At 60.1% G+C, this 21,518-nt stretch carries 19 protein-coding genes, 4 tRNA genes and 1 pseudogene; 4 read left to right on the top strand and 20 right to left on the bottom strand.

From position 1 onward, the window contains the following. The first annotated feature begins 50 nt into the window (after positions 1–50). Positions 51–341 (top strand): DUF1654 domain-containing protein, encoded by a 291-nt coding sequence (locus H043_RS0108895; protein ID WP_003226395.1) that lies wholly within the window; start codon positions 51–53, stop codon positions 339–341. A gap of 4 nt (positions 342–345) precedes the next feature. Next, the gene (locus tag H043_RS0108890; protein ID WP_003226397.1) at positions 346–1,035 is read left to right on the top strand and encodes an endonuclease; all 690 of its coding nucleotides are present in this window, start codon (positions 346–348) and stop codon (positions 1,033–1,035) included. 55 nt (positions 1,036–1,090) lie between these two features. Here the strand turns inward: H043_RS0108890 and H043_RS0108885 are convergent, their stop codons facing one another. Then, positions 1,091–2,002, bottom strand: a complete 912-nt coding sequence (locus H043_RS0108885) for a siderophore-interacting protein (RefSeq protein WP_027611546.1) — start codon at positions 2,000–2,002, stop codon at positions 1,091–1,093. An 86-nt stretch (positions 2,003–2,088) separates the two neighbouring features. Continuing rightward, the gene (locus H043_RS0108880) at positions 2,089–2,457 is read right to left on the bottom strand and encodes a hypothetical protein (RefSeq protein ID WP_027611545.1); all 369 of its coding nucleotides are present in this window, start codon (positions 2,455–2,457) and stop codon (positions 2,089–2,091) included. Between the two features lie 250 nt (positions 2,458–2,707). Here H043_RS0108880 and csrA point away from each other — a divergent pair, with 250 nt between their 5' ends. After that, positions 2,708–2,902: a carbon storage regulator CsrA gene (csrA, locus tag H043_RS0108875; RefSeq protein ID WP_003179932.1), complete on the top strand. Its 195-nt coding sequence runs from the start codon at positions 2,708–2,710 to the stop codon at positions 2,900–2,902. Between the two features lie 224 nt (positions 2,903–3,126). On the opposite strand, the pseudogene H043_RS0108870 reads toward csrA, so the two are convergent. Both H043_RS0108870 and H043_RS0108865 read right to left on the bottom strand, forming a co-directional pair. Continuing rightward, positions 3,127–3,590, bottom strand: a pseudogene (locus H043_RS0108870) (DUF2214 family protein). A 524-nt stretch (positions 3,591–4,114) separates the two neighbouring features. Next, a tRNA-Val gene (locus H043_RS0108865) sits at positions 4,115–4,191 on the bottom strand. A 184-nt stretch (positions 4,192–4,375) separates the two neighbouring features. Between H043_RS0108865 and H043_RS0108860 the strand changes: the two genes are divergently transcribed. Then, a complete protein-coding gene (locus H043_RS0108860) occupies positions 4,376–5,659 on the top strand; it encodes an FAD-binding oxidoreductase (RefSeq protein WP_027611544.1) in 1,284 nt (427 codons plus the stop codon). A 145-nt stretch (positions 5,660–5,804) separates the two neighbouring features. Here the strand turns inward: H043_RS0108860 and H043_RS0108855 are convergent, their stop codons facing one another. The 16 genes from H043_RS0108855 to truA all read right to left on the bottom strand — a co-directional run bounded on the left by H043_RS0108855 (position 5,805) and on the right by truA (position 21,301). Continuing rightward, entirely contained in the window at positions 5,805–6,776 is a 972-nt protein-coding gene (locus H043_RS0108855) for an XdhC family protein (protein ID WP_027611543.1), read from the bottom strand. Between the two features lies 1 nt (position 6,777). Beyond that, a complete protein-coding gene (locus H043_RS0108850) occupies positions 6,778–8,013 on the bottom strand; it encodes a cytochrome c (RefSeq protein WP_027611542.1) in 1,236 nt (411 codons plus the stop codon). 2 nt (positions 8,014–8,015) lie between these two features. Then, complete coding sequence (locus H043_RS0108845; protein WP_003226408.1) at positions 8,016–8,555, bottom strand: (2Fe-2S)-binding protein; 540 nt, start codon at positions 8,553–8,555, stop codon at positions 8,016–8,018. Further along, positions 8,548–11,379, bottom strand: coding sequence for a xanthine dehydrogenase family protein molybdopterin-binding subunit (locus H043_RS0108840; RefSeq protein ID WP_027611541.1), 2,832 nt, complete (start codon positions 11,377–11,379; stop codon positions 8,548–8,550). The genes H043_RS0108845 and H043_RS0108840 overlap by 8 nt, the downstream gene beginning before the upstream one ends. Positions 11,380–11,866: 487 nt before the next feature. Further along, positions 11,867–11,943 (bottom strand) — tRNA-Asp (locus H043_RS0108835). Between the two features lie 94 nt (positions 11,944–12,037). Further along, positions 12,038–12,114 (bottom strand) — tRNA-Asp (locus H043_RS0108830). A gap of 55 nt (positions 12,115–12,169) precedes the next feature. Continuing rightward, positions 12,170–12,245, bottom strand: a tRNA-Val gene (locus tag H043_RS0108825). Between the two features lie 168 nt (positions 12,246–12,413). Beyond that, the gene (locus H043_RS0108820) at positions 12,414–13,190 is read right to left on the bottom strand and encodes an SDR family oxidoreductase (protein ID WP_027611540.1); all 777 of its coding nucleotides are present in this window, start codon (positions 13,188–13,190) and stop codon (positions 12,414–12,416) included. After that, positions 13,187–14,398 carry an O-succinylhomoserine sulfhydrylase gene (locus tag H043_RS0108815; protein WP_027611539.1) on the bottom strand — a complete coding sequence of 404 codons (1,212 nt, stop codon included), beginning with the start codon at positions 14,396–14,398 and terminating at the stop codon, positions 13,187–13,189. Before H043_RS0108815 ends, H043_RS0108820 begins: the two co-directional genes overlap by 4 nt. A gap of 80 nt (positions 14,399–14,478) precedes the next feature. Continuing rightward, the gene (purF, locus tag H043_RS0108810) at positions 14,479–15,984 is read right to left on the bottom strand and encodes an amidophosphoribosyltransferase (RefSeq protein WP_003226416.1); all 1,506 of its coding nucleotides are present in this window, start codon (positions 15,982–15,984) and stop codon (positions 14,479–14,481) included. Positions 15,985–16,025: 41 nt separating this feature from the next. After that, positions 16,026–16,586: a CvpA family protein gene (locus H043_RS0108805; RefSeq protein ID WP_027611538.1), complete on the bottom strand. Its 561-nt coding sequence runs from the start codon at positions 16,584–16,586 to the stop codon at positions 16,026–16,028. 98 nt (positions 16,587–16,684) lie between these two features. Then, positions 16,685–17,359 carry an SPOR domain-containing protein gene (locus tag H043_RS0108800; RefSeq protein WP_027611537.1) on the bottom strand — a complete coding sequence of 225 codons (675 nt, stop codon included), beginning with the start codon at positions 17,357–17,359 and terminating at the stop codon, positions 16,685–16,687. Then, positions 17,343–18,650: a bifunctional tetrahydrofolate synthase/dihydrofolate synthase gene (gene folC / locus H043_RS0108795; protein ID WP_027611536.1), complete on the bottom strand. Its 1,308-nt coding sequence runs from the start codon at positions 18,648–18,650 to the stop codon at positions 17,343–17,345. Before folC ends, H043_RS0108800 begins: the two co-directional genes overlap by 17 nt. Further along, on the bottom strand, positions 18,647–19,567 hold the full coding sequence (gene accD / locus H043_RS0108790; protein WP_027611535.1) for an acetyl-CoA carboxylase, carboxyltransferase subunit beta: 921 nt from the start codon (positions 19,565–19,567) through the stop codon (positions 18,647–18,649). Before accD ends, folC begins: the two co-directional genes overlap by 4 nt. Positions 19,568–19,767: 200 nt before the next feature. Continuing rightward, positions 19,768–20,412, bottom strand: a complete 645-nt coding sequence (locus H043_RS0108785) for a phosphoribosylanthranilate isomerase (protein ID WP_027611534.1) — start codon at positions 20,410–20,412, stop codon at positions 19,768–19,770. A gap of 64 nt (positions 20,413–20,476) precedes the next feature. After that, positions 20,477–21,301 carry a tRNA pseudouridine(38-40) synthase TruA gene (truA, locus tag H043_RS0108780; protein WP_027611533.1) on the bottom strand — a complete coding sequence of 275 codons (825 nt, stop codon included), beginning with the start codon at positions 21,299–21,301 and terminating at the stop codon, positions 20,477–20,479. Between the last annotated feature and the right edge of the window lie 217 nt (positions 21,302–21,518).

The following is a 21,518-nucleotide window of genomic DNA, read 5'->3' as shown; positions in this document are numbered from 1 at the left end:
TCGGAAAAGCGCTGTCAGAGGATTTTCTTGAATTTTAAGCAGTTGCGAAAATGCTTACAGTTAAATACTGTATGCACGTACAGCTTAATAAGGATAACCTCGTGGCCACCTCTCCTGATGCTCCTGACGCTTACGAACGCATGGGCATGCGCGTTCAGAAAATCATCAATTCTCCTACCGCACAAAAAGCCAAAGCCGCACTGATCTTCCGTCTGCCGGACGAGCCTGTGGATGCATGGGAGCAACTGCTCGAGGAAATCGACGAGAACGACAACGTCACACTCGCCTATCGCGACGATGGCGGCGTGCAGATTTTTTGGGTTGTGCCGAAGGAAGATTGATTCAATGAGTGTCCGCTGTTTTGCTTTGCTGCTGCTGTTCATCGCTTTTGGCGCCCAGGCTGGCGCGCCCCGCACTTTTACCGAGGCCAAAAAGGCCGCCTGGAAACTCTATGCACCGCAGTCCACCGAGTTTTACTGCGGCTGCAAGTACACCGGCAACAAGGTGGACTTGAAGGCATGCGGTTACGTGCCGCGCAAGAATGCCAAGCGTGCTTCACGCATCGAATGGGAACACATCGTCCCGGCGTGGGAGTTCGGTCACCAGCGTCAATGCTGGCAGTCGGGCGGGCGCAAGAACTGCACCCGCTATGACCCGAGCTACCAGAAAGCCGAAGCCGACCTGCACAACCTGGTGCCGAGCATTGGTGAGGTCAACGGTGACCGCAGCAACTTCAGTTATGGCTGGCTGCCGGTGCAATCCGGGCAGTACGGCTCGTGCCTGACCCAGGTCGACTTCAAGGCCAAGAAGGTCATGCCGCGCCCGTCGATTCGCGGCATGATCGCGCGCACCTATTTCTACATGAGCAAGCAGTACGGCTTGCGCCTGTCGAAACAGGATCGGCAACTGTACGAAGCGTGGGACAAAACTTATCCAGTGCAGGACTGGGAACGTCAACGCAATCAGAGCGTGGCGTGTGTGATGGGACGCGGCAATGAATTTGTCGGCCCGGTAAACCTGAAAGCCTGCGGCTGATTCTTCAGCGCAAAAGAAAAGGCCTCGAACGTGATGTTCGAGGCCTTTTTTGTTTTTAGCTGCCAGCCTTGTTGTAGCGCCAATAGCCCATCAGATTGAGTGACTCGCGCGAGATACCGCACTCCTTGATCAAGTATTTGCGCAGACGCATGACCGCTGCGCTTTCTCCGGCAATCCAGCCATAAAAACCTTCAGGGGCCGTGTTGGCGATCTCCCAGAGAACGTCTTTGTCGATATCGACTTCGGCGAGTTCGGCAGCTTGCCCGACCGATGAATCCTCTGCCGGCAGGAACGCCTGCTGCACTGCCTCTACCATCAGCGCCCCAGCCACTACTTCTGGCGCCTGATCGCGAACCAGCCACTGCACCGACAGCCCAGACCAATCCGGCACCGGGAGCATGTCTGGCACGCTGTCCACTTCAAAGTACGCCTGAGTCTGAGGCGGTTCAGCCATGGCAGCCAACTCGTCAAGAATGCCCATGGCGGCCGGCAATGCCGTGGCATCGGCCACCAGCAAAACCTCCTTGAGCACCTGCGGCGGTTTCCATTCGAACCCTCCGGCGTCCTGCGCGGAAAAACCGCTGTCAGGAGCGAGAATCTGCATCGACGCTCCTGGCTGCGCACGCAGCGCCCAGCGCGACGCGGGACCGGTTTCGCCATGCAGAACAAAGTCGATGTCGACCTCGCCTTGCTCGGCGCGCAAATGACGAATGGTGTAGGTACGCATTGCTGGCCGCCGGCTCGCCAGCATCGAACGAAAACGCGCGTACCAGCCCTCCTCCTGCGCAAGCCGTGCAGGCGATCCATCTTCAGCAGGGAAGAACAGTTTGACGCGCTGATCCGGCGCCCAAGTGGCCATGCCACCTATCGAAGGGTCGGCGAGCGTGATCCGCATCATGTGCGGACTCACCAGCGTCTTGCGGTGCAAAACCGCATTGAAGAGTTTATAGGGAGCGGCGGAGGCCATGCGGAGCTCCTTCGGGAAATCGTGATTGACTCGTATAAGACGAATCGCCCGCGATGTCCTTTAGGCCGCTCCGCTGAAAGTGCTGCTTACGGCGCGAGCGGATGCTCGACGAGCACCGACTCGACGTTCTGCTTCTTGGCCTTCACCAATGCCGCATCCACCTCTACCTTGCGCGCTTGCGCGTCGGCCTGGGAGTTGAACGGACCAATCAGGATCCGCGTCTTGCCGCTGCTGTCCTTGATCACGGTCGGCACGAACGCATGTTCGATCAACCAGCCACTCAGATCACTGACAGCCTGAGGTGTTTCGCCGCGTACTTCGAGGTCCCATTGCGGGGCGGACGCCGCCGCAGGTGCGGCCGCGACGGCCGTTTTCGGCTTCTGCACGTCTACACTCTTGCCTTCACCACATCCCGCCAATGCCAGTGCCGCGACCATCCAGACCAATTTGCGCACAACGCTTTCCTCGAAAATCACAAAGCGGCGATCTTAACATTCATAAATACTTCGCGAGGCCCGCAAAATGGGCACAAAACAACGAGATTGATGATTGCAGCCTCTGTATAGTTACGCCCTGGGAATTAATGCCGCATCTGCGCGTCAGAAAGAGGCACCCAAACCGTGAGACTTCGCACTAATCTATACGTACCACCGACCTCTGCACTGTCTGAATCAGGTGCCCTACAAAGCAATCAAGGAGAAGACCATGCTGATACTCACCCGCAAAGTCGGTGAAAGCATAAATATTGGTGATGACATTACGATCACCATCCTCGGCGTAAGCGGTCAGCAAGTCCGTATCGGCATCAACGCCCCGAAAAACGTTGCCGTGCACCGTGAAGAGATCTATCAGCGCATTCAGGCTGGCCTGACCGCCCCGGACAAGCCACAAACGCCCTGAGCCGCATTGCAGTCAGTAGCCAGTCCGTTTGCCTTCGCGTAAGACTGGCTAAAGATTCACGCGCCGTACTGCCATCCGCGCCCCACTCCGCTGGGCACGGCGCCTGACACATACTCTTCTCCGCTCATTCGCCCCCTTCCCTTTCTCCTGCAACGCGATACTACCTGCGACTGCCAAGCCTGGCTGTCAGACATTTCCGAGAGGACACAGGGAATTGCTCCCTGCTAGCCGAACGTCACGCCGCGCGCCATGCCGGTAGCTGCAATCATCATCAGTACCAACAGCAGCGCCTCGACATGGCTGATCCGCGCGAACAGCTTTGCACGTCCGGTATCGAGCGCCTTGCCCCGCGCCAATGCGATCCGCCATTTGACCAGCGTGATCATCGGCGCCAGCTCTGTCAGCAGAATCAGCACGAACAACGTCATCTTCAAATGAAACAGCGGCTGGTGCAGATAATAGTCAAATAGTCAGTGCCCTTTTCAAAGCCACCGAAGGCGCGCATGCCACCGGTCACCAGTAGCACCAGCGCAGCAATCCCCCACAGATTATCAGCGAGCAAAACCCGCTTGGCCTCACCGACGCCAGCGGCCAGACGACTGAACGCCGTGCCACGGGTCAACACAGCCCAGAAGCCCAGTGCAAAAGCCAAGAGATGAATCGCGGCGAGAAACCAGTGAACCAGCATCGACGAACTCCTTTGAGAAAGCCCTGGAAAACGCCAGTCAGTAGTAGTCGAAAAAAGCCGGTTGCGCCCGCACACAGCAATGGGGCTGGAAAGCTTCGCGCAGGAAACAGAGAGACAGAAACGGAATTCGCCAAATCGCAGGCAAAAAAAATCCCAAGCAGCTGATGGAAGCTTGGGATTTAAAAATGCATAAACCGTGGTGGTGAACGCGGGGCAGATGTTACTGAACTTCACGATCAGCAACAACATTTTTTTGATAACCGGTCGGTTAAAAATACCGGTAACCCCTTAAATATCCACACTTTTTCGACGGATCCAAAAAAAGAACAGAACGCCATATCAGCAGGTCGTGTTATTTCGAAACACGCTAAGCGCTTGGGTAACGGAAGAGATGCAGTGTTGGAAGGTGCGCTGAGGTGGGGGTTTTGAAAAAGCTTTGCAAAAGTTTTGCAAATCGCAGACAACAAAAAAGGGCCCACCTTTCGGTGAGCCCTTCTAGACCGCCCAGCAGAGCGGATTTTGTTTGGTAGGCGCGATTGGACTCGAACCAACGACCCCCACCATGTCAAGGTGGTGCTCTAACCAACTGAGCTACGTGCCTGCTGTGAGGCGGCATTCTACGGAATTCCGGAGGGGTGTCAACACCTTTTTTTCACCTAACCCTATGAATATGCAAAATATTTAATTTCGGGCCGGCAGATAAGATTTTTCCGGTGGCTGGCGGAGGTTTTTCAACTCGGGTAGGATCGGCGCACTCGTAAAATATATTAAACAGAGGCTGCAGGATGGCGAACACCCCTTACCCAGAGTCTTATTACGCTGCGTCGGCCAATGCCGTACCGCCACGTCCGGCCTTGCAGGATGATGTGGAGACGGATGTCTGTGTGATCGGCGCCGGGTATACCGGGCTGTCGTCGGCGTTGTTTCTGTTGGAGAACGGTTTTCGCGTGACAGTCCTGGAAGCTGCCAAGGTCGGCTTCGGTGCGTCGGGGCGTAATGGCGGGCAGATCGTCAACAGCTATAGCCGTGACATCGACGTCATCGAGCGCACGGTTGGCCCAAAGCAGGCGCAACTGCTCGGGCAGATGGCCTTCGAAGGCGGCCGGATCATTCGGGAGCGCGTGGCCAAGTACGACATCCAGTGCGACCTGAAGGACGGCGGCGTGTTCGCCGCGCTCTCCGCCAAGCAGATGGGACACCTGGAATCGCAGAAGCGCCTGTGGGAGCGCTTTGGCCACACGCAACTGGAACTGCTCGATCAGCGCCGCATTCGCGAAGTAGTGGCGTGCGATCAATACGTCGGCGGCATGCTCGACATGAGCGGCGGCCACATTCATCCGCTGAACCTGGCGCTCGGTGAAGCTGCTGCGGTCGAGTCCCTCGGCGGCACCATCTATGAGCAATCGCCAGCCGTGCGCATCGAGCGTGGTGCCAACCCGGTGGTGCACACGCCGCAAGGCAAGGTCAGGGCCAAGTTCATCATCGTTGCCGGCAACGCCTACCTCGGTAATCTGGTGCCGGAACTGGCGGCCAAATCGATGCCTTGCGGCACCCAGGTAATCACCACCGAACCGCTGGGCGATGAGCTGGCGAAAACTCTGTTGCCGCAGGATTACTGCGTTGAAGACTGCAACTACCTGCTCGACTACTACCGCCTGACCGGCGACAAGCGCCTGATCTTCGGCGGCGGCGTGGTTTATGGTGCGCGAGATCCGGCGAACATCGAAGCGATCATCCGCCCAAAAATGCTCAAGGCGTTCCCGCAACTGAAAGACGTGAAGATCGACTACGCCTGGACCGGCAATTTCTTGCTGACCCTGTCGCGCCTGCCGCAGGTGGGACGCTTGGGCGACAACATTTATTACTCGCAAGGCTGCAGCGGCCACGGCGTGACGTACACGCATCTGGCCGGCAAGGTACTGGCCGAAGCGTTGCGCGGCCAGGCTGAACGTTTTGATGCGTTTGCCGATCTGCCGCACTATCCGTTCCCCGGCGGGCAGTTGCTGCGCACGCCGTTTGCGGCATTGGGTGCGTGGTATTACGGGTTGCGTGACAAGCTGGGTTTCTGATCAGCTTTCTTGACTGACAAACAACTGTGGCGAGGGAGCTTGCTCCCGCCGGGTCGCGCAGCGGCCCCTCTTTTATTTCGAAAGAAGGCCTGCTGCGCAGTCCAGCGGGAGCAAGCTCCCTCGCCACAAATTTGCAAAATCCAGATCAGAGCTGATCCCGAGCAATCCCGCTACGAATCCGCAAGATATCCGCCAACACCGCCAAAGCAATCTCCGCCGGTGTCTTGCTGCCCAGGTTAAGACCGATCGGCGCATGAATCCGCGCCAGTTCAACTTCCCCCAAGCCGCCAATCCTGCGCAAGCGCTCGAAGCGTTTCTGCGAAGTCTGCTGCGAGCCCATGACGCCGATGTAAAACGCCTCGGTGCGCACCGCTTCCATCATCGCCAGATCGTCAATACGCGGATCGTGAGTCAACGCGACCACCGCGGTATCGCGATGACAACCACCATCGGCGATGAACACCGAAGGCAGTTGCCGACGAATCTCCACGCCATTCAGCACCACGCCTTCGAGCACTTCATCGCGCGGATCGCAGAGAATCACTTCGAAACCCAGACCCACCGCGAACTCGGCACAGGCCTGCGCCACGCTGGAGTATCCCGCCAGCAACAGACGCTGAGCAGCACCGACGCGAATCCGCACCCGATCAATCTCGCGCTCGATGCGCGCCCCCTGCTCGCGATCAGTGAACAGACTGCGCGCACCGCTGGCCAGATCGACCTCGCGAATCAAACGGCGCTGGCCGAGCAATGCCGATTCGAGTTCACGCAGATGCGCCTGCACCTCGCAGTCGGCGTCAAATTTCTCTACCAGTACGTCGAGAATGCCACCACAGGGCAGGCTGACCTGCGAGCGCGGATCATCACCTTCGCCGTAGCGCACCACGTTGACCGCATCGAGAAACGCACCTTCAGCGACGCGCTCGAGAAAGTCTTCCTCGACGCAACCACCGGACAGCGACCCGATCCACTGGCCGTTATCGTTCACCGCCAGCAACGAACCCGGCGCACGCGGCGCCGAGCCGTAAGTGGTCAGCACCGTGCAGAGCCAAATGCGCTGCCCCGCCACCGACCACTCCAGTGCCCGCCGCACAACCTGTAGATCGAGATGCTGCATGTCAGTGCGCCTTGTGCTCGACGGCCGGAGCGTCAGCCTGCAGTTTCTGCACGTCGCTCACCGCCAGTTCAGCCGATTGACCGCCCCAGCCTTGACGCAGGTAGTTCAGCAGATCAGTCAGTTGCTCAGGTTTGAGCTTGTCGGCGAAACCCGGCATCGGTTGCATGTGTTCGAACCCGGCGAATTTCTGCTCGCCGATGCCGTCCTCGATCACCCGCACCAGGTTGCGCGGATCTTCCAGGCGCAGCGTGGTATTGCCACGCATGGCCACGGCGATGTGCGGTTTGCCTTCACCACCAGCGGCATGGCAACCGGCGCAGACGTTCAAATATTCCTGACGGCCGCGCTGGGCGCTCGGGCTGAGCTTGTCCAGCGACACTTCAGTCAGCTCTTTCGCCGCTGGCGGCTGGTCGCCAAGCAGGAACGTCGCCATCGCCGCCAGATCCTGATCGTTCAGACCCTGAGTGCTGTTGTGGAACACCGGGAACATCTCGTTGAACATCGTGCCCTGGGCGCTCATGCCGTGCTTGAGGAACGTGCTCAGATCCTGCTGATTCCAGCCGCGCGCCGCCAGATCGGTGGCGAGCAGGCTCGGTGCCAGATAACCGTTGAGGATGCCGCCGGTCAAGCGCTTATCCAATTGCATCGCGCCCGGCAGGCCGCGTGGCGTGTGGCATTCGCCGCAGTGACCGAGCACTTCGACCATGTACTGGCCGCGCTTCCAGGCTGCGCTTTTGCCTTCGGCAGATTCCAGCTTCAAGGCCTTGCCGTACAGCAGGTTCCAGCCGATCAGGCCCGGACGCACGTTGAACGGAAAGCTCAAACTGGTGACCGGCGCAGCGCGCTCGATCGGCTCGATGGTTTTCAAGTACGCGTGGATTGCATCCGAGTCTTCCCGCGGCATCAGGTGATACGAGGTGTACGGCATCGCCGGATACAGATTGGCGCCGTCGCGACGCTTGCCTTCGGTCAGTGCAGCGAAGAACTCGTCATCGCTGTACAGGCCGATGCCGTGCTCTTTGCTCGGGGTGATGTTGGTGCCGTAGATCGTGCCGAACGGCGAAACGATCGGCAGCCCGCCGGCAAACGGCGCGCCGCCCGGCGCGGTGTGGCACGCCATGCAGTCGGCGGCGCGAGCAAGATATTCGCCGCGCTTGACCTGATCATCAGCGTGAGCAAACAACACCGGCGCAGCCAGCCCGACCGCCAGGGTCAGGCGGGTGAATAGATGCTTCATGCTCAACCCTCCTTGACCAGGCCGAGATCGGTCAGCACGTTGCGCGTGGCGTTGTAGTAACGCACGTACCCGGTGCAACGGCAGATGTGGTGGCCGAGGCTGTCCTCGATGACTTTTTCCAGTTGGCTTTTGACGATCGGCTGGCGCTGCAGCTTCTCCACCAGCACCGTCGCGGCGTTGACGAAGCCCGGCGCGCAGTAGCTGCACTGGAAGGCGAATTCGTCGACGAAACGCTGCTGGATCGGGTTCAGCTCAGTGACCTGGCCACTCTCATCACGCTTGGCATGACTTTCGATGGTGCGGACTTTCTTGCCTTCGAAGTAATGCGCGCCGGTGATGCAGGTGCGCACTTCTTCACTGGTGCCGTCCGGGTTGTCGACGATCACCACGCAGGCGTGGCAAATGCCCTGGCCGCAGCCCAGGCGCGAGCCGGTGAGGTTCTTGTATTCGTGCAGATAGTCGATCATCGGCAGGTCATCAGGGATGTCCACCGGGCCGACGGATTGACCATTGAGGGTCAGTTGAAGCGGACGGTTAGCCATTGAGGGCCTCCTTGATGCGCGCAGCAGTGATTGGCAGATCGCGAACACGTTTACCGATGGCATGCGCCACGGCGTTACCGATGGCACCGACCACCGGGATCATCACCACTTCGGCGATGCCTTTGGACGGATCGCTTGGCGACAGCGGCGGCAGAATCTCCGCGGTCTGCTTCCACACCGCAACGTGACGGGCCATCGGCAGGCGATAACGGTTGAAGTTCCAGTCACCCTCCCCCGGTCCGCCTTCGTACAGCGGCATCTCTTCCATCAGCGCGTGACCGATGCCCATGGCAATCCCGCCTTCGAGCTGGCCTTTGACCAGTTCTTCGACCAGCACCCGACCGCACTCGACCCAAGAATGGTGGTTGAGCACCTCGACTTCCGCCGAGCCTTTGTTGACCTTCAGCTCGACCAGAGTTGCGACCGGGCTGTAGTAAGTCACCGCCGCGTTGTTCAACTGGACCACCGGATAGTTGATGTTCTGGCGATCCAGCAGGTGGAAACCCGCCGTGCTCATCAACGCTTTCTTCGCCTTCGGCGCGCCATCACCGTACTTCACTGCGAGACCGTCGAGCGGCAGACGCTCGCGCACGCCGTCGATGCTGTATTCGGCCTCGGCCCAGCTCCAGCGGTTGAACGCGTGAACGGTGGCGCCGGTCACCAGACCACGCTCGTGAGCACGCTTGGCCAGCTCTTCGAAGCTCAATGGCTGCATGCCGTTGGCAGTGAGCTTGCCATCGACCCAATGCGCATCTTCACGACGCACCACGTAAGGGTTGGCTTGACCGCCGTAAGGGCCCTGACGCCAGATTTCCATGGCCGCCGGCCACAAACCGTTGTTGAACAGCACGCGCGCCGCTTCACGGGTGGCGTGACTGAAGTAGTAGGCCGAGTTGGTCGCGGACGACGCCGAGGCCAGCTTGCCAACCCAGCGCGGGTTGCGCAGCAGGTTGTCCTGTTCGGCCTGGCTCATGATGTAAGGGTTGCCGCTGGTGATCAGCTGCATTTCCTTCCATTCGGTTTCGCCGGTCTTCACGTCGTGCGCCGGGCTGCCAAGGAAATCGGCCACCACCAGCGCCTGCGAAGTGGACATGCCAGTGCCGATTTCAATGCCGATGTGACGCAGGGTGATGCGACCTTCAGCAGTGAATTCGATGCTGGCCATCGGCGCTTCGGAACCGGTGCCGAAGTCTTTCTGGCAAATGGCAAAACCCACGCCGTACCAGTTGTCCGGGTCGGCAGCTTCGCGCTGTTTCTTGATCGCGTCGCGGTTTTTCCAAACTTCGTGCACCGAGGCCTTGTCGAGAATCTCGTGCAGGCGCAGGGCACCGGCCGGAATCGCGCCCTGGGTGTTTTTCATGCCCGAACGCAAGGCGTTCTTGCGACGCAGATCAATCGCGTCAACACCAAGGCGACTGGCGATTTCGTCGACCATCATTTCAGTCGCCGCCATGCTTTGCAGGGTGCCGTAACCACGCATCGAACCCGCTTCAACACCACGCGAGTGATAAGCGGTGACCTGCAGATCGTTCTGCGGCATGTAATAGATCGACTGCGCTGCCGTGGCACCGACTGCCGCCACCGACGGGCTGTAGTTGATGCGACCGCCACCGTCGACGCTCATCTCGGCACGGAAAATCTTGAAGCTGTAATCATTCTTGTCCACTGCGAGCTGGTAGCGGATGTCGAACGGGTGGCGCTTGATGCCGCTCTGGAACTGCTCGTAGCGGTCGTTGGCCAAACGGATTGGCACACCGGCGCCATACAGCGCAGCGAGGGCCGCGTAGTAGACGAAGATGTTGTGGTCTTTGGAACCGTAGCCCACGGTGTAACCCGGGTGCATGTTCAGGTTTGCCAGGCCGAAGCGCGATGGCGCGATCATTTTCGCGGTCTCGGTCGCCGCTTCCAGCGGGCACTGAGTGGCGACCACGAAGTGCAGGGTCTTGGTTTTCGGGTCGTACCAACCGTTGCCGTTGTCCGGCTCCATGGCGGCCGGTTCGATCGACGGGGTCTTGTAGCGCTCGTCGAACACCAGCCAGTTGTCCGGCGGCGTATCGATCTCTTTTTTCATGCGGTCGGCGTAGAACAGGCCGCGCTCGGTCAGGTTGCCGTGCAGGTTCGGCTGGGAATTCCACACCGGACGCCGGTTTTTCAGCATCGGGAACAGAATCGAGTCTTTCAGGCTGGCGAATTCGTCTTCGTCGGCCGAGGTCGCGCCGCCCACGCGCACGTAGCGGAAGCTGCCATAAGGGTCGCCTTCGTAGCACGGCACTTGTGCACCGTAACGAATCGCCTTGTCATTGAATTTGAGTTTGTTCTTGGCCTGGCGGAAACGCTCGAAATCGTTCCAGATCAGGATCGCCACCGGGTGGCCGATGAACATCGGCACTTTGCCTTCCGGCAGCAAAGGGTCTGGCGCGTGTTCTTCGGGGAAGACGATGCCGTCCTTGTCCAGATCGGCAGCGGTGACGATACGGTCAGGTTGCAAGTCGGCGCCCAGCCACGACAGGTCGTAGCCTTCGTAGATTCGGTCGGCCTTGATGGTTTTCAGCAGCATGGCGTGGCCTTGCTGTTCAGGCCAGCCCGGCATGTCCTTGGAACGAATGTCGCGGGCAAATACTTTGCTGCCGCAGACCTTGGACAGGGCGTCGTTACGTTGGCGTGCCTTGCCGTTGTTGCCGAGCCACTTCTCGGACGGCACGGTGACGCTGTTTTCCATCAAGGCAGCCAGCGCCTGACTGCTGAGCGGCGTGAGCGTAACGCTCACACCCGCCACCAGCCCGCCTTGGAGGAACGAGCGCCGGGATATATCACGGTTGGACATGGATCATCCTCTGGGCGGTTATGTGTCCGCCCTTCTGGTTATCTACTGGGAATCTCGAGTCTTGCAGAAGCCCTTCTTGGCGAAACAAAGGGCGTGTTGACAGTGCAAAGCTGACCGAAAGGTTAACTTTAAAGGTTTCTGAGCGTCCGGCAAACAACCAGTTACAAAAATTTGACTAAAGAATCAAAAAATCAATGCGACGTGGCACCGCAGCAGATCGCCGGGCACACCGAAACCCCCCTGTGGGAGCGGGCTTGCTCGCGAAGGCGTACTGTCAGCCAGCACATTATTAGCTGGCACACCGCTTTCGCGAGCAGGCTCGCTCCCACAGGGATTTGCGCTGGATTGAGGAGGGAGGAAGAGAGGAAAGCCAAATTTCAGACACAAAAAACCCCGGCCTTTCGACCAGGGTCTTTGCTATCGATTCCGAAACAACCAACGGTTGCTTTCGGTGTTTCAAGGCGTTCAGTGGTCCTTGAAACAGATATGGCGCAGCGGACGGGACTCGAACCCGCGACCCCCGGCGTGACAGGCCGGTATTCTAACCGACTGAACTACCGCTGCGTATCGCTTTGAGCTTGCGCTCAAGTAACTCGTTTTGACTGAAAGCTTCGGTGCTTTGCAATCGCGAACCAGACAATGTCTGACTCGTAAAATATGGCGCAGCGGACGGGACTCGAACCCGCGACCCCCGGCGTGACAGGCCGGTATTCTAACCGACTGAACTACCGCTGCGCGTCGGTGGAGGCACTTTCAGCCTACCTCTTGCTTTCGCAAGTTTCTCGGGGAGTGGTGGGTGATGACGGGATCGAACCGCCGACATTCTGCTTGTAAGGCAGACGCTCTCCCAGCTGAGCTAATCACCCGTTTGCATCTCCGAGGCCGCGAAATTTACGCAGGTAGCGAACCTAAGTCAATAGCAGGATTGAAGTTTTTCTGAAAAAGACGAAATTGCTTCATTCCCTGAAGAAAGCAACAACCCTGAAACCGCTATCGCGAGCAGGCTCACTCCCACAGGTTTGCGGCTTCGCTTCTTAGTCCGTGTAAATCATCTTCTTGGTCATGCCGCCATCCACGACGAATTCCTGCCCAGTGACAAACCCGGCATTGCGCGACAACAGCCACGCGACCATCGCCGCCACATCCTCGACCGTCCCTACCCTGCCCGCCGGATGCTGAGCATGATCGGCATCGGCCAAAGGCTCGGCTCGCCGCGCAGAAGGATCCCGGGCATCAATCCAGCCAGGGCTGACCGCATTGACGCGAATTTCCGGCCCGAGGCTGATCGCCAGCGCGTGGGTCAGCGCCAACAACCCGCCCTTGCTCGCCGCATACGCCTCGGAATCAGCCTCCGACTGCCGCGCACGGGTCGAGGCCAGATTGACGATCGAGCCGTTGTGCGCGCGCAGATACGGCGCACAGTGCTTGGCCAGCAGCATCGGCCCGCTGAGATTCACCGCCAGCACCCGATTCCAGTACGCCAGATCAAGACTTTCCAGGGTGATGTTGTGCGGGTCAGCGACTGCCGCGTTGCACACCAGCGCATCGAGACGACCAAATTGGCCGAGCACCTCGGCAACGCCCAGCGCGACCTGACTTTCATCCGCCACGTCCATGGCGATGAACCAGGCATTCTCGCCCAGCACCTTCGCCACTTTCGAACCGCGCACACGATCGAGATCAGTCAACACCACTTGCCAGCCTTCGCTGATCAACCAGGCCGCGATACCCAAACCGATGCCGCGCGCAGCACCGGTAACCAGCGCCACGCGGCCATGGGTGCCCGCCTTCGGAGTAGACAACTCGATCACAACGCCGCCAGACCGCGCGACAGATCAGCCTGCAGGTCCGCCACGTCTTCCAGACCGACCGCGATGCGGATCAGGCTGTCACGAATCCCTGCTGCTTCACGCTCCTGTGGCGCCAGACGGCCATGGGAGGTGGTGCTCGGATGAGTGATGGTGGTTTTGCTGTCACCAAGGTTGGCGGTGATCGAGATCAACCGGGTGGCATCGATAAAGCGCCACGCGCCCTCTTTGCCGCCCTTGACCTCGAAACTCACCACCGCGCCGAAGCCCTTCTGCTGACGCTGGGCCAGTTCATGCTGCGGATGGCTCTTGAGACCGGCGTAATGAACCTTCTCGATACCGTCCTGCTGCTCCAGCCATTCGGCCAGTTGCTGGGCGTTGGCGCAGTGCGCCTTCATCCGCAGATTCAGGGTTTCCAGGCCCTTGAGGAAGATCCACGCGTTGAACGGACTCAGTGTCGGCCCGGCGGTGCGCAGGAAACCGACAACTTCTTTCATCTGCTCGCTGCGACCGGCCACCACACCGCCCATGCAGCGGCCCTGGCCGTCGATGAACTTGGTCGCCGAGTGCACGACGATGTCCGCACCGAGTTTCAGCGGTTGCTGCAAGGCAGGCGTGCAGAAGCAGTTGTCGACCACCAGCATCGCGCCTTTGGCGTGAGCGATTTCCGCCAGTGCGGTGATATCCACCAGCTCGGCCAACGGATTGGACGGCGACTCGACGAACAGCAGCTTGGTGTTCGGCTTGATCGCCGCATCCCAAGCCGAGAGATCGGCCAGCGGCACGTAGTCAACTTGCACACCGAAACGCTTGAAGTATTTCTCGAACAGGCTGATGGTCGAACCGAACACGCTGCGCGACACCAGGACGTGATCGCCGGCACTGCACAGGCTCATCACCACCGCCATGATCGCGGCCATGCCCGTGGCGGTGGCGACCGCTTGCTCAGCGCCTTCCAGCGCAGCGATACGCTCTTCGAACGCGCGCACGGTCGGGTTGGTGTAGCGCGAGTAAACGTTGCCCGGCACTTCCCCGGCAAACCGCGCGGCCGCGTCGGCAGCGGTGCGGAACACGTAGCTGGAAGTGAAGAACATCGGATCACCGTGTTCGCCTTCCGGCGTACGGTGCTGACCGGCACGTACGGCCAGGGTATCGAACGCTACGCCTTCGAGGTCGCTGTCCAGCCGACCGGCATCCCATTCCTGACTCATGCTGTCACTCCTTGCCCTGTTCTGAATAAATGAAAGTCTTTTGCCAGATACAAAACCGGCCCCTCAGGGCCGGTAGAAACTCAGTTGTTGTACAGATCGATGATCGCACTGACCGCCTGGGTCTTGACCTTGGAGGCATCGTTGCGTGCCTGCTCGATCTTGTCCAGGTAGGCCTCATCGACGTCGCCGGTGACGTACTTGCCGTCGAACACCGCGCAATCGAAGTTTTCGATCTTGATCTTGCCGCCACCGACTGCTTCGATCAAGTCAGGCAGATCCTGATAGATCAGCCAGTCTGCACCGATCAGATCCGCCACATCCTGAGTCGAACGATTGTGTGCGATCAGTTCGTGAGCGCTCGGCATGTCGATGCCGTAAACGTTCGGGAAGCGTACGGCCGGGGCCGCCGAGCAGAAGTAGACGTTTTTCGCGCCGGCTTCGCGGGCCATCTGGATGATCTGCTTGCAGGTGGTGCCGCGCACGATCGAGTCGTCGACCAGCATCACGTTCTTGCCGCGGAATTCCAGCTCGATCGCGTTGAGCTTCTGACGAACCGACTTCTTGCGGGCAGCCTGGCCCGGCATGATGAAGGTCCGGCCGATGTAGCGGTTCTTGACGAAGCCTTCGCGAAATTTCACGCCCAGGTGGTTCGCCAGCTCCAGCGCGGCGGTGCGGCTGGTGTCCGGGATCGGGATGACCACGTCGATGTCGTGTTCCGGACGCTCGCGCAGGATCTTCTCGGCGAGTTTCTCGCCCATGCGCAGACGCGCCTTGTACACCGACACGCCGTCGATGATCGAATCCGGACGCGCCAGGTAAACGTGTTCGAAGATGCACGGGGTCAGGGACGGGTTGGTCGCGCACTGACGGGTGTGCAGTTTGCCGTCTTCAGTGATGTAGACCGCTTCGCCCGGGGCCAAGTCGCGGATCAGGGTGAAACCGAGCACGTCCAGCGAAACGCTTTCGGAAGCGATCATGTACTCGACGCCTTCGTCGGTGTGACGCTGGCCGAACACGATCGGACGGATGCCGTGCGGGTCACGGAAACCGACGATGCCGTAACCGGTGATCATCGCCACCACCGCGTAACCGCCGACGCAACGGTTGTGCACGTCGGTCACGGCGGCAAACACGTCTTCTTCGGTCGGCTGCAGCTTGCCGCGCTGGGCCAGCTCGTGGGCGAACACGTTGAGCAGCACTTCCGAGTCGGAACTGGTGTTGACGTGACGCAGGTCGGATTCGTAGATCTCCTTGGCCAACTGTTCAACGTTGGTCAGGTTGCCGTTGTGCGCCAGGGTGATGCCGTAAGGCGAGTTGACGTAAAACGGCTGCGCTTCGGCCGAGGTCGAGCTGCCGGCAGTCGGGTAACGGACGTGGCCGATACCCATGTGGCCGACCAGGCGCTGCATGTGACGCTGCTGAAACACGTCACGCACCAGACCATTGTCCTTGCGCAAGAACAACCGGCCATCATGGCTGGTCACGATACCGGCAGCGTCCTGGCCGCGGTGCTGGAGCACGGTTAGCGCGTCATACAGCGCCTGATTGACGTTCGACTTACCGACGATACCGACGATGCCACACATGCGACGCAACCCCTACTTAATGGATCTGAACTGAACAACACTCACTGAGGCGTTTTGGCCGACGGCAAGAGTTGCTCCTTGAACGGAATATCAGCGGGTACGCTGATTCCGCTGGCAAGCCACCGACTGCTCCACCCGAGAATCAGGTTTTTGGACCAGTCGGCGACCAATAGAAACTTTGGCACGAGCTGTGATTCTTTCCACCACCCGTCCTGCTGTACCGGCCCCAGGCTCAACAGCCCGACTGCCACGACCACCAGCAACACGCCACGCGCCGCGCCGAAGGCCATGCCCAGGAATCGATCGGTGCCGGACAATCCGGTCACCCGCACCAACTCGCCGATAAGATAATTGATCATTGCGCCCACGATCAGTGTGGCGACAAACATGATGGCACAGCCCGCGATCACGCGAGCCGATGGGGTTTCGATGTATCCGGCGAGGTACTCGGACAGTGAGCCACCGAACATCCAGGCAACCGCTCCTGCGATGATCCAGGTCACCAGCGATAATGCTTCCTTGACGAAGCCGCGGCTCAAACTGATCAAAGCGGAGATGGCGATGATTGCAACGATCGCCCAGTCAACCAGGGTAAATGGCACAGTGCAGCCTACAGACGGATAAGGCGGCGCATTTTAGCAGAGCGCACCGCTGTCGGTAAGCTGCGATTTTCAGTGCATTTCAATCGAATCGATAGATCCTAGCCGCGCTCGGGCTGGAAGCGCACGACAAAACCCTTGAGGTTCTGCTGGCGGCTCAATAGATCACGCAGACGATCGGCCTCGGCACGCTCGATCAGCGGCCCGACGAACACCCGATTCTTGCCATCGGCGGAACGGATATAGGCGTTATAGCCTTGGCTGCGCAGAGTTTTCTGCAGGCTTTCGGCGCTGGCGCGACTCGACAGGCTGGCCAGTTGCACCGACCAGCTGACCGACAGGCCATTGGCATCGACGCGACTTTGCGTGGTGTCAGGCTTCGACGCAGCAGCAATTGGCTGAGCAGGCGCCGGAATCGGCTTGGCCACCGCAGGCGGCGCAGTCGGCGCAGTCGGTTTGGCGATTGCTATGGGCGCCGTTGGGGCCGGGGTTGGGGCCGAGGCCGCCGCGACTGGAGCAGCAGGCGCAGTGTCTTCTGCGACTTCTTCATCCGCTGGCACCGGTTCTTGCGGCAAAGCCTGCGGCTCAGGCACGGCCACCGATTCCATTTGCACCTGCGGCATCGAAGGGGCTTGCGGCGCGGCAGGCGCCTCGACCGTCACTTGACGTTGCTCGTCCTGGCGGGAAAACAGCATCGGCAGGAAAATCACCGCCAGTGCCACCAGCACCAGGGCGCCAACCATGCGCTGCTTGTACGCTTTATCCAGCAAAGCCATTTGCCGCTTCCTCCGTGGAGCGCCGGGCCAGCCATTCAAGGGCCTCGGCGACACAATAAAATGATCCGAACAACAGAATCTCGTCGTCGCTGGTTGCGATCTCGCACTGCCCTTCCAGCGCAGCCGCGACACTGTCATAGGACGTGACGGACGCGCCAAGGTTCTGCAATCCGGCGTGCAATTCACTGACCGGACGCGAACGCGGCGAATCCAGCGGCGCGACCGCCCAATGCTGGACACTAGCATTCAATTCGCCGACAACACCATCCAGATCCTTGTCGGCCAGCAAGCCGAACACCGCCAGGCGCTTGCCTACCGGCGGCCGAGTGGCCAGGCGCCGCGCCAGATACTCCGCCGCGTGCGGGTTATGCCCCACGTCCAGCAGCAGGTTCAGGCGCTTGCCATCGAATTCGAACGAGCGGCGATCCAGCCGGCCGACCACGCGAGTGGCCTGCAAGGCAGCAACAATTTGCGACGGATTCCACGGCAAGCCGAGCAGCAGATACGCCTGCAACGCCAGCGCGGCGTTTTCCATCGGCAGATCGAGCAGCGGCAAATCGCGCAGTTCGACCGGCTGGCCTTGCGCATCGGTACCGCGCCACTGGCAGTGCTGGTCTGTGATGCCGAGGTCGAAATCACGCCCACGCAGGAAAAACGGACATGCCAGCTCCCGCGCCTTGTCGAGCAACGGCTGCGGAGGATTCAGGTCGCCGCACAGCGCAGGCTTGCCCTGACGGAAAATCCCGGCCTTCTCGAAAGCCACGGACTCGCGGGTATTGCCCAGGTACTCGGCATGATCGACGCCAATGCTGGTGACCAGCGCGATATCGGCGTCCACCACATTGACCGTGTCCAGACGCCCGCCCAGCCCGACTTCCAGCACCACAGCGTCAAGTTTTGCCTGTTGAAACAGCCAGAACGCCGCCAGGGTGCCCATTTCGAAGTAAGTCAGGGAAGTGTCGCCACGCCCGGCCTCGACTGCAGCGAAGGCTTCGCACAGCTGAGCGTCAGTGGCTTCGACGCCATTGAGCTGCACCCGCTCGTTGTAACGCAGCAGGTGCGGAGAATTGTAGACACCCACGCTCAGGCCCTGCGCCCGCAGCAATGAAGCCACGAAAGCGCAGGTCGAACCCTTGCCGTTGGTGCCGGTGACCGTAATCACCCGAGGCGCCGGCTGGCCCAGTCCCATGCGGGACGCTACCTGTTGCGAACGCTCCAGCCCCATGTCGATGGCCGATGGATGCAACTGCTCAAGGTAGGCGAGCCACTCGCCAAGGGTACGCTCGGTCATACGTTGGCAGGCACCGGTGGAACGACGATTGGCTCGACAGGAGCGGCGACGTAGGTCGGAGTCGGCTGGCCGGTCAGTTGCGCCAGCAGATTGCCCAGGCGTGGACGCAGTTCACGACGATCGATGATCAGATCGATCGCGCCATGCTCCAGCAGGAACTCGCTGCGCTGGAAGCCTTCCGGCAGTTTTTCACGCACGGTCTGCTCGATCACGCGCGGACCGGCGAAGCCGATCAGGGCTTTCGGCTCACCGACGATCACGTCGCCGAGCATTGCCAGGCTGGCGGAAACGCCGCCGTAGACCGGATCGGTCAGCACCGAGATGAACGGAATGCCTTCTTCACGCAAACGCGCCAGTACCGCCGACGTCTTGGCCATCTGCATCAGCGAGATCAGCGCTTCCTGCATGCGCGCACCACCGGAGGCGGCGAAGCAGATCATCGGGCAACGGTTTTCCAGGGCGTAGTTGGCGGCGCGCACGAAGCGCTCACCGACGATGGCGCCCATGGAACCGCCCATGAAGCTGAATTCGAACGCCGACACCACCACCGGCATACCCAGCAGGGTGCCGCTGACGGAGATCAGCGCGTCTTTTTCGCCGGTCTGCTTCTGTGCAGCGACCAGACGGTCCTTGTACTTCTTGCCGTCGCGGAATTTCAGACGGTCAACCGGCTCCAGATCTGCACCCAGCTCGTTGCGGCCTTCGGCATCCAGGAAGATGTCGATGCGCGCCCGTGCGCCGATGCGCATGTGGTGGTTGCACTTGGGGCAAACGTCCAGGGTCTTTTCCAGCTCAGGGCGATACAGCACAGCCTCGCAGGACGGGCATTTGTGCCACAGACCTTCAGGCACCGAGCTCTTCTTGACCTCCGAACGCATGATCGAAGGGATCAGTTTGTCTACCAACCAGTTGCTCATGCTTTCTTTCTCCAGTACCGGCGGCCCGAACGCTCTGGTTCGCAGCCCCGCGTATGCCCTTCAGCTAAATTCATGTGTGTGGCGATGATTGATGGAACGCCGCGGTCAGCGCGGAACATGACCTGCGTGCAACTCCAGAAACCCTCAGCCTCGCCTGCTTTGTGCAAGTGCATTGATGGACGGCGGCAGTTCGCCAGCCGTCACATCGAAGTAGACGCTCCCTGCGAGCTTCTACGTACGGCATTGATGAACGCGCGGATCTTCGCATGATCCTTGATGCCCTTGCTCGCTTCTACCCCGCCGCTGACATCGACCGCGTACGGTTTGACCCGGGCCACAGCGTCGGCGACGTTTTCCGGGGTGAGGCCACCGGCCAGGATCAGCGGCTTGCTCAACGCTTGCGGAATCAATGACCAGTCGAACGCCTCGCCGGTTCCGCCCGGCACGCCTTCGACGTAAGTGTCGAGCAGCACGCCACTGGCACTCGGATAGGCATCGACGGCAGCCGCGATGTCGTCGCCGGCCTTGACCCGCAATGCCTTGATGTACGGACGATGCCAGCCTTCGCACTGTTCAGCGGTTTCGTCGCCATGGAACTGCAACAGATCCAGCGGCACGGCATCGAGGATTTCCCCCAACTCGCAGCGGCTGGCATTGACGAACAGGCCCACCGTCGTCACGAACGGTGGCAAGGCCTGGATGATCGCCCTTGCCTGCTGCACGCTCACTGCACGCGGGCTCTTGGCGTAGAACACGAACCCGATCGCGTCCGCCCCGGCCTCGACCGCTGCCAACGCATCTTCTATGCGGGCAATCCCGCAGATCTTGCTGCGAACGGCTGACATATCGAGAAAAACTCCGCGTCAAATTCGGGAAAGTCCCGGATGGTAACAAAAGCGCTCGAGGGCGTCAGCCGTCAAGTTCCGAGAAACCCGTAAGGAAATGTGGCCCGATAAAACGCTCGGGCAACGGAAATTCATCGTGATACTCGACCTGCACCAGATACAACCCGTACGGGTGCGCGGTCACACCACCGGAACGGCGCTCGCGGCTTTCCAGCACTTCCTTCATCCACTCGACCGGCCGCTCGCCGGCACCGATGGTCATCAACACACCGGCAATGTTGCGCACCATGTGGTGCAAAAAGGCGTTGGCGCGGATATCGAGCACAATCATCTTGCCGTGACGGGTCACGCGCAGATGATGCATTTTCTTGATCGGCGACTTGGCCTGACACTGGCCGGCGCGGAACGCACTGAAATCGTGGGTGCCAATCAGATATTGCGCAGCTTGCGCCATGCGCTCAACGTCGAGTGGGCGGTGGTTCCAGGTGATCTCTTCGTTGAGATGCGCCGGACGAATCTGATCGTTGTAGATCACATAGCGATAACGCCGGGCGATGGCTTTGAACCGCGCATGGAAATGCGCCGGCATCACCCGCGCCCAGCTGACACTGATGTCGTGGGGCAGATTGATATTGGCGCCCATCACCCAGGCTTTCAGCGAACGATCGACTGGCGTGTCGAAATGAACCACTTGTCCGCAAGCATGCACCCCGGCATCGGTACGCCCGGCGCACTGCAGCGAAATCGGCGAATTGGCGACTTTCGACAAGGCTTTTTCGAGCTCTTCCTGCACCGTGGCCACGCCGGTCAACTGACGCTGCCAGCCGCTGTAGCGCGAGCCTTTGTACTCGACGCCCAGTGCCACACGGTAAAAGCCTTCGGGTGCCATTTCGGCGACCGGGTTATCTATGTTTGCCAAGGTGGGACAGCCTGCTGATGTGCAAAGGCGGGCATTATAAGGCTGTGGACCGGGGATGCCAGTCAGTTCTGTGTTGACCGATCTGGCCCCATCGCTGGCAAGCCAGCTCCCACAGTTTCTGCAGCGCATGCAATACTTGTGGGAGCTGGCTTGCCAGCGATGGCGATAGCACCGCCGCCACAAAATC

It is taken from the genome of Pseudomonas sp. URIL14HWK12:I6 (genome assembly GCF_000514195.1).
Classification (GTDB): domain Bacteria; phylum Pseudomonadota; class Gammaproteobacteria; order Pseudomonadales; family Pseudomonadaceae; genus Aquipseudomonas; species Aquipseudomonas putida_A.
This window is presented reverse-complemented; position numbering and strand designations above follow the sequence as displayed.

Coding starts and splice junctions, on each gene's coding strand:
- H043_RS0108895 (WP_003226395.1), top strand. CDS start 51: ATGCTTACAGTTAAATACTGTATGCACGTACAGCTTAATAAGGATAAC.
- H043_RS0108890 (WP_003226397.1), top strand. CDS start 346: ATGAGTGTCCGCTGTTTTGCTTTGCTGCTGCTGTTCATCGCTTTTGGC.
- H043_RS0108885 (WP_027611546.1), bottom strand. CDS start 2,002: ATGGCCTCCGCCGCTCCCTATAAACTCTTCAATGCGGTTTTGCACCGC.
- csrA (WP_003179932.1), top strand. CDS start 2,708: ATGCTGATACTCACCCGCAAAGTCGGTGAAAGCATAAATATTGGTGAT.
- H043_RS0108860 (WP_027611544.1), top strand. CDS start 4,376: ATGGCGAACACCCCTTACCCAGAGTCTTATTACGCTGCGTCGGCCAAT.
- H043_RS0108855 (WP_027611543.1), bottom strand. CDS start 6,776: ATGCAGCATCTCGATCTACAGGTTGTGCGGCGGGCACTGGAGTGGTCG.
- H043_RS0108850 (WP_027611542.1), bottom strand. CDS start 8,013: ATGAAGCATCTATTCACCCGCCTGACCCTGGCGGTCGGGCTGGCTGCG.
- H043_RS0108845 (WP_003226408.1), bottom strand. CDS start 8,555: ATGGCTAACCGTCCGCTTCAACTGACCCTCAATGGTCAATCCGTCGGC.
- H043_RS0108840 (WP_027611541.1), bottom strand. CDS start 11,379: ATGTCCAACCGTGATATATCCCGGCGCTCGTTCCTCCAAGGCGGGCTG.
- H043_RS0108815 (WP_027611539.1), bottom strand. CDS start 14,398: ATGAGTCAGGAATGGGATGCCGGTCGGCTGGACAGCGACCTCGAAGGC.
- purF (WP_003226416.1), bottom strand. CDS start 15,984: ATGTGTGGCATCGTCGGTATCGTCGGTAAGTCGAACGTCAATCAGGCG.
- H043_RS0108800 (WP_027611537.1), bottom strand. CDS start 17,359: ATGGCTTTGCTGGATAAAGCGTACAAGCAGCGCATGGTTGGCGCCCTG.
- folC (WP_027611536.1), bottom strand. CDS start 18,650: ATGACCGAGCGTACCCTTGGCGAGTGGCTCGCCTACCTTGAGCAGTTG.
- accD (WP_027611535.1), bottom strand. CDS start 19,567: ATGAGCAACTGGTTGGTAGACAAACTGATCCCTTCGATCATGCGTTCG.
- H043_RS0108785 (WP_027611534.1), bottom strand. CDS start 20,412: ATGTCAGCCGTTCGCAGCAAGATCTGCGGGATTGCCCGCATAGAAGAT.
- truA (WP_027611533.1), bottom strand. CDS start 21,301: ATGGCACCCGAAGGCTTTTACCGTGTGGCACTGGGCGTCGAGTACAAA.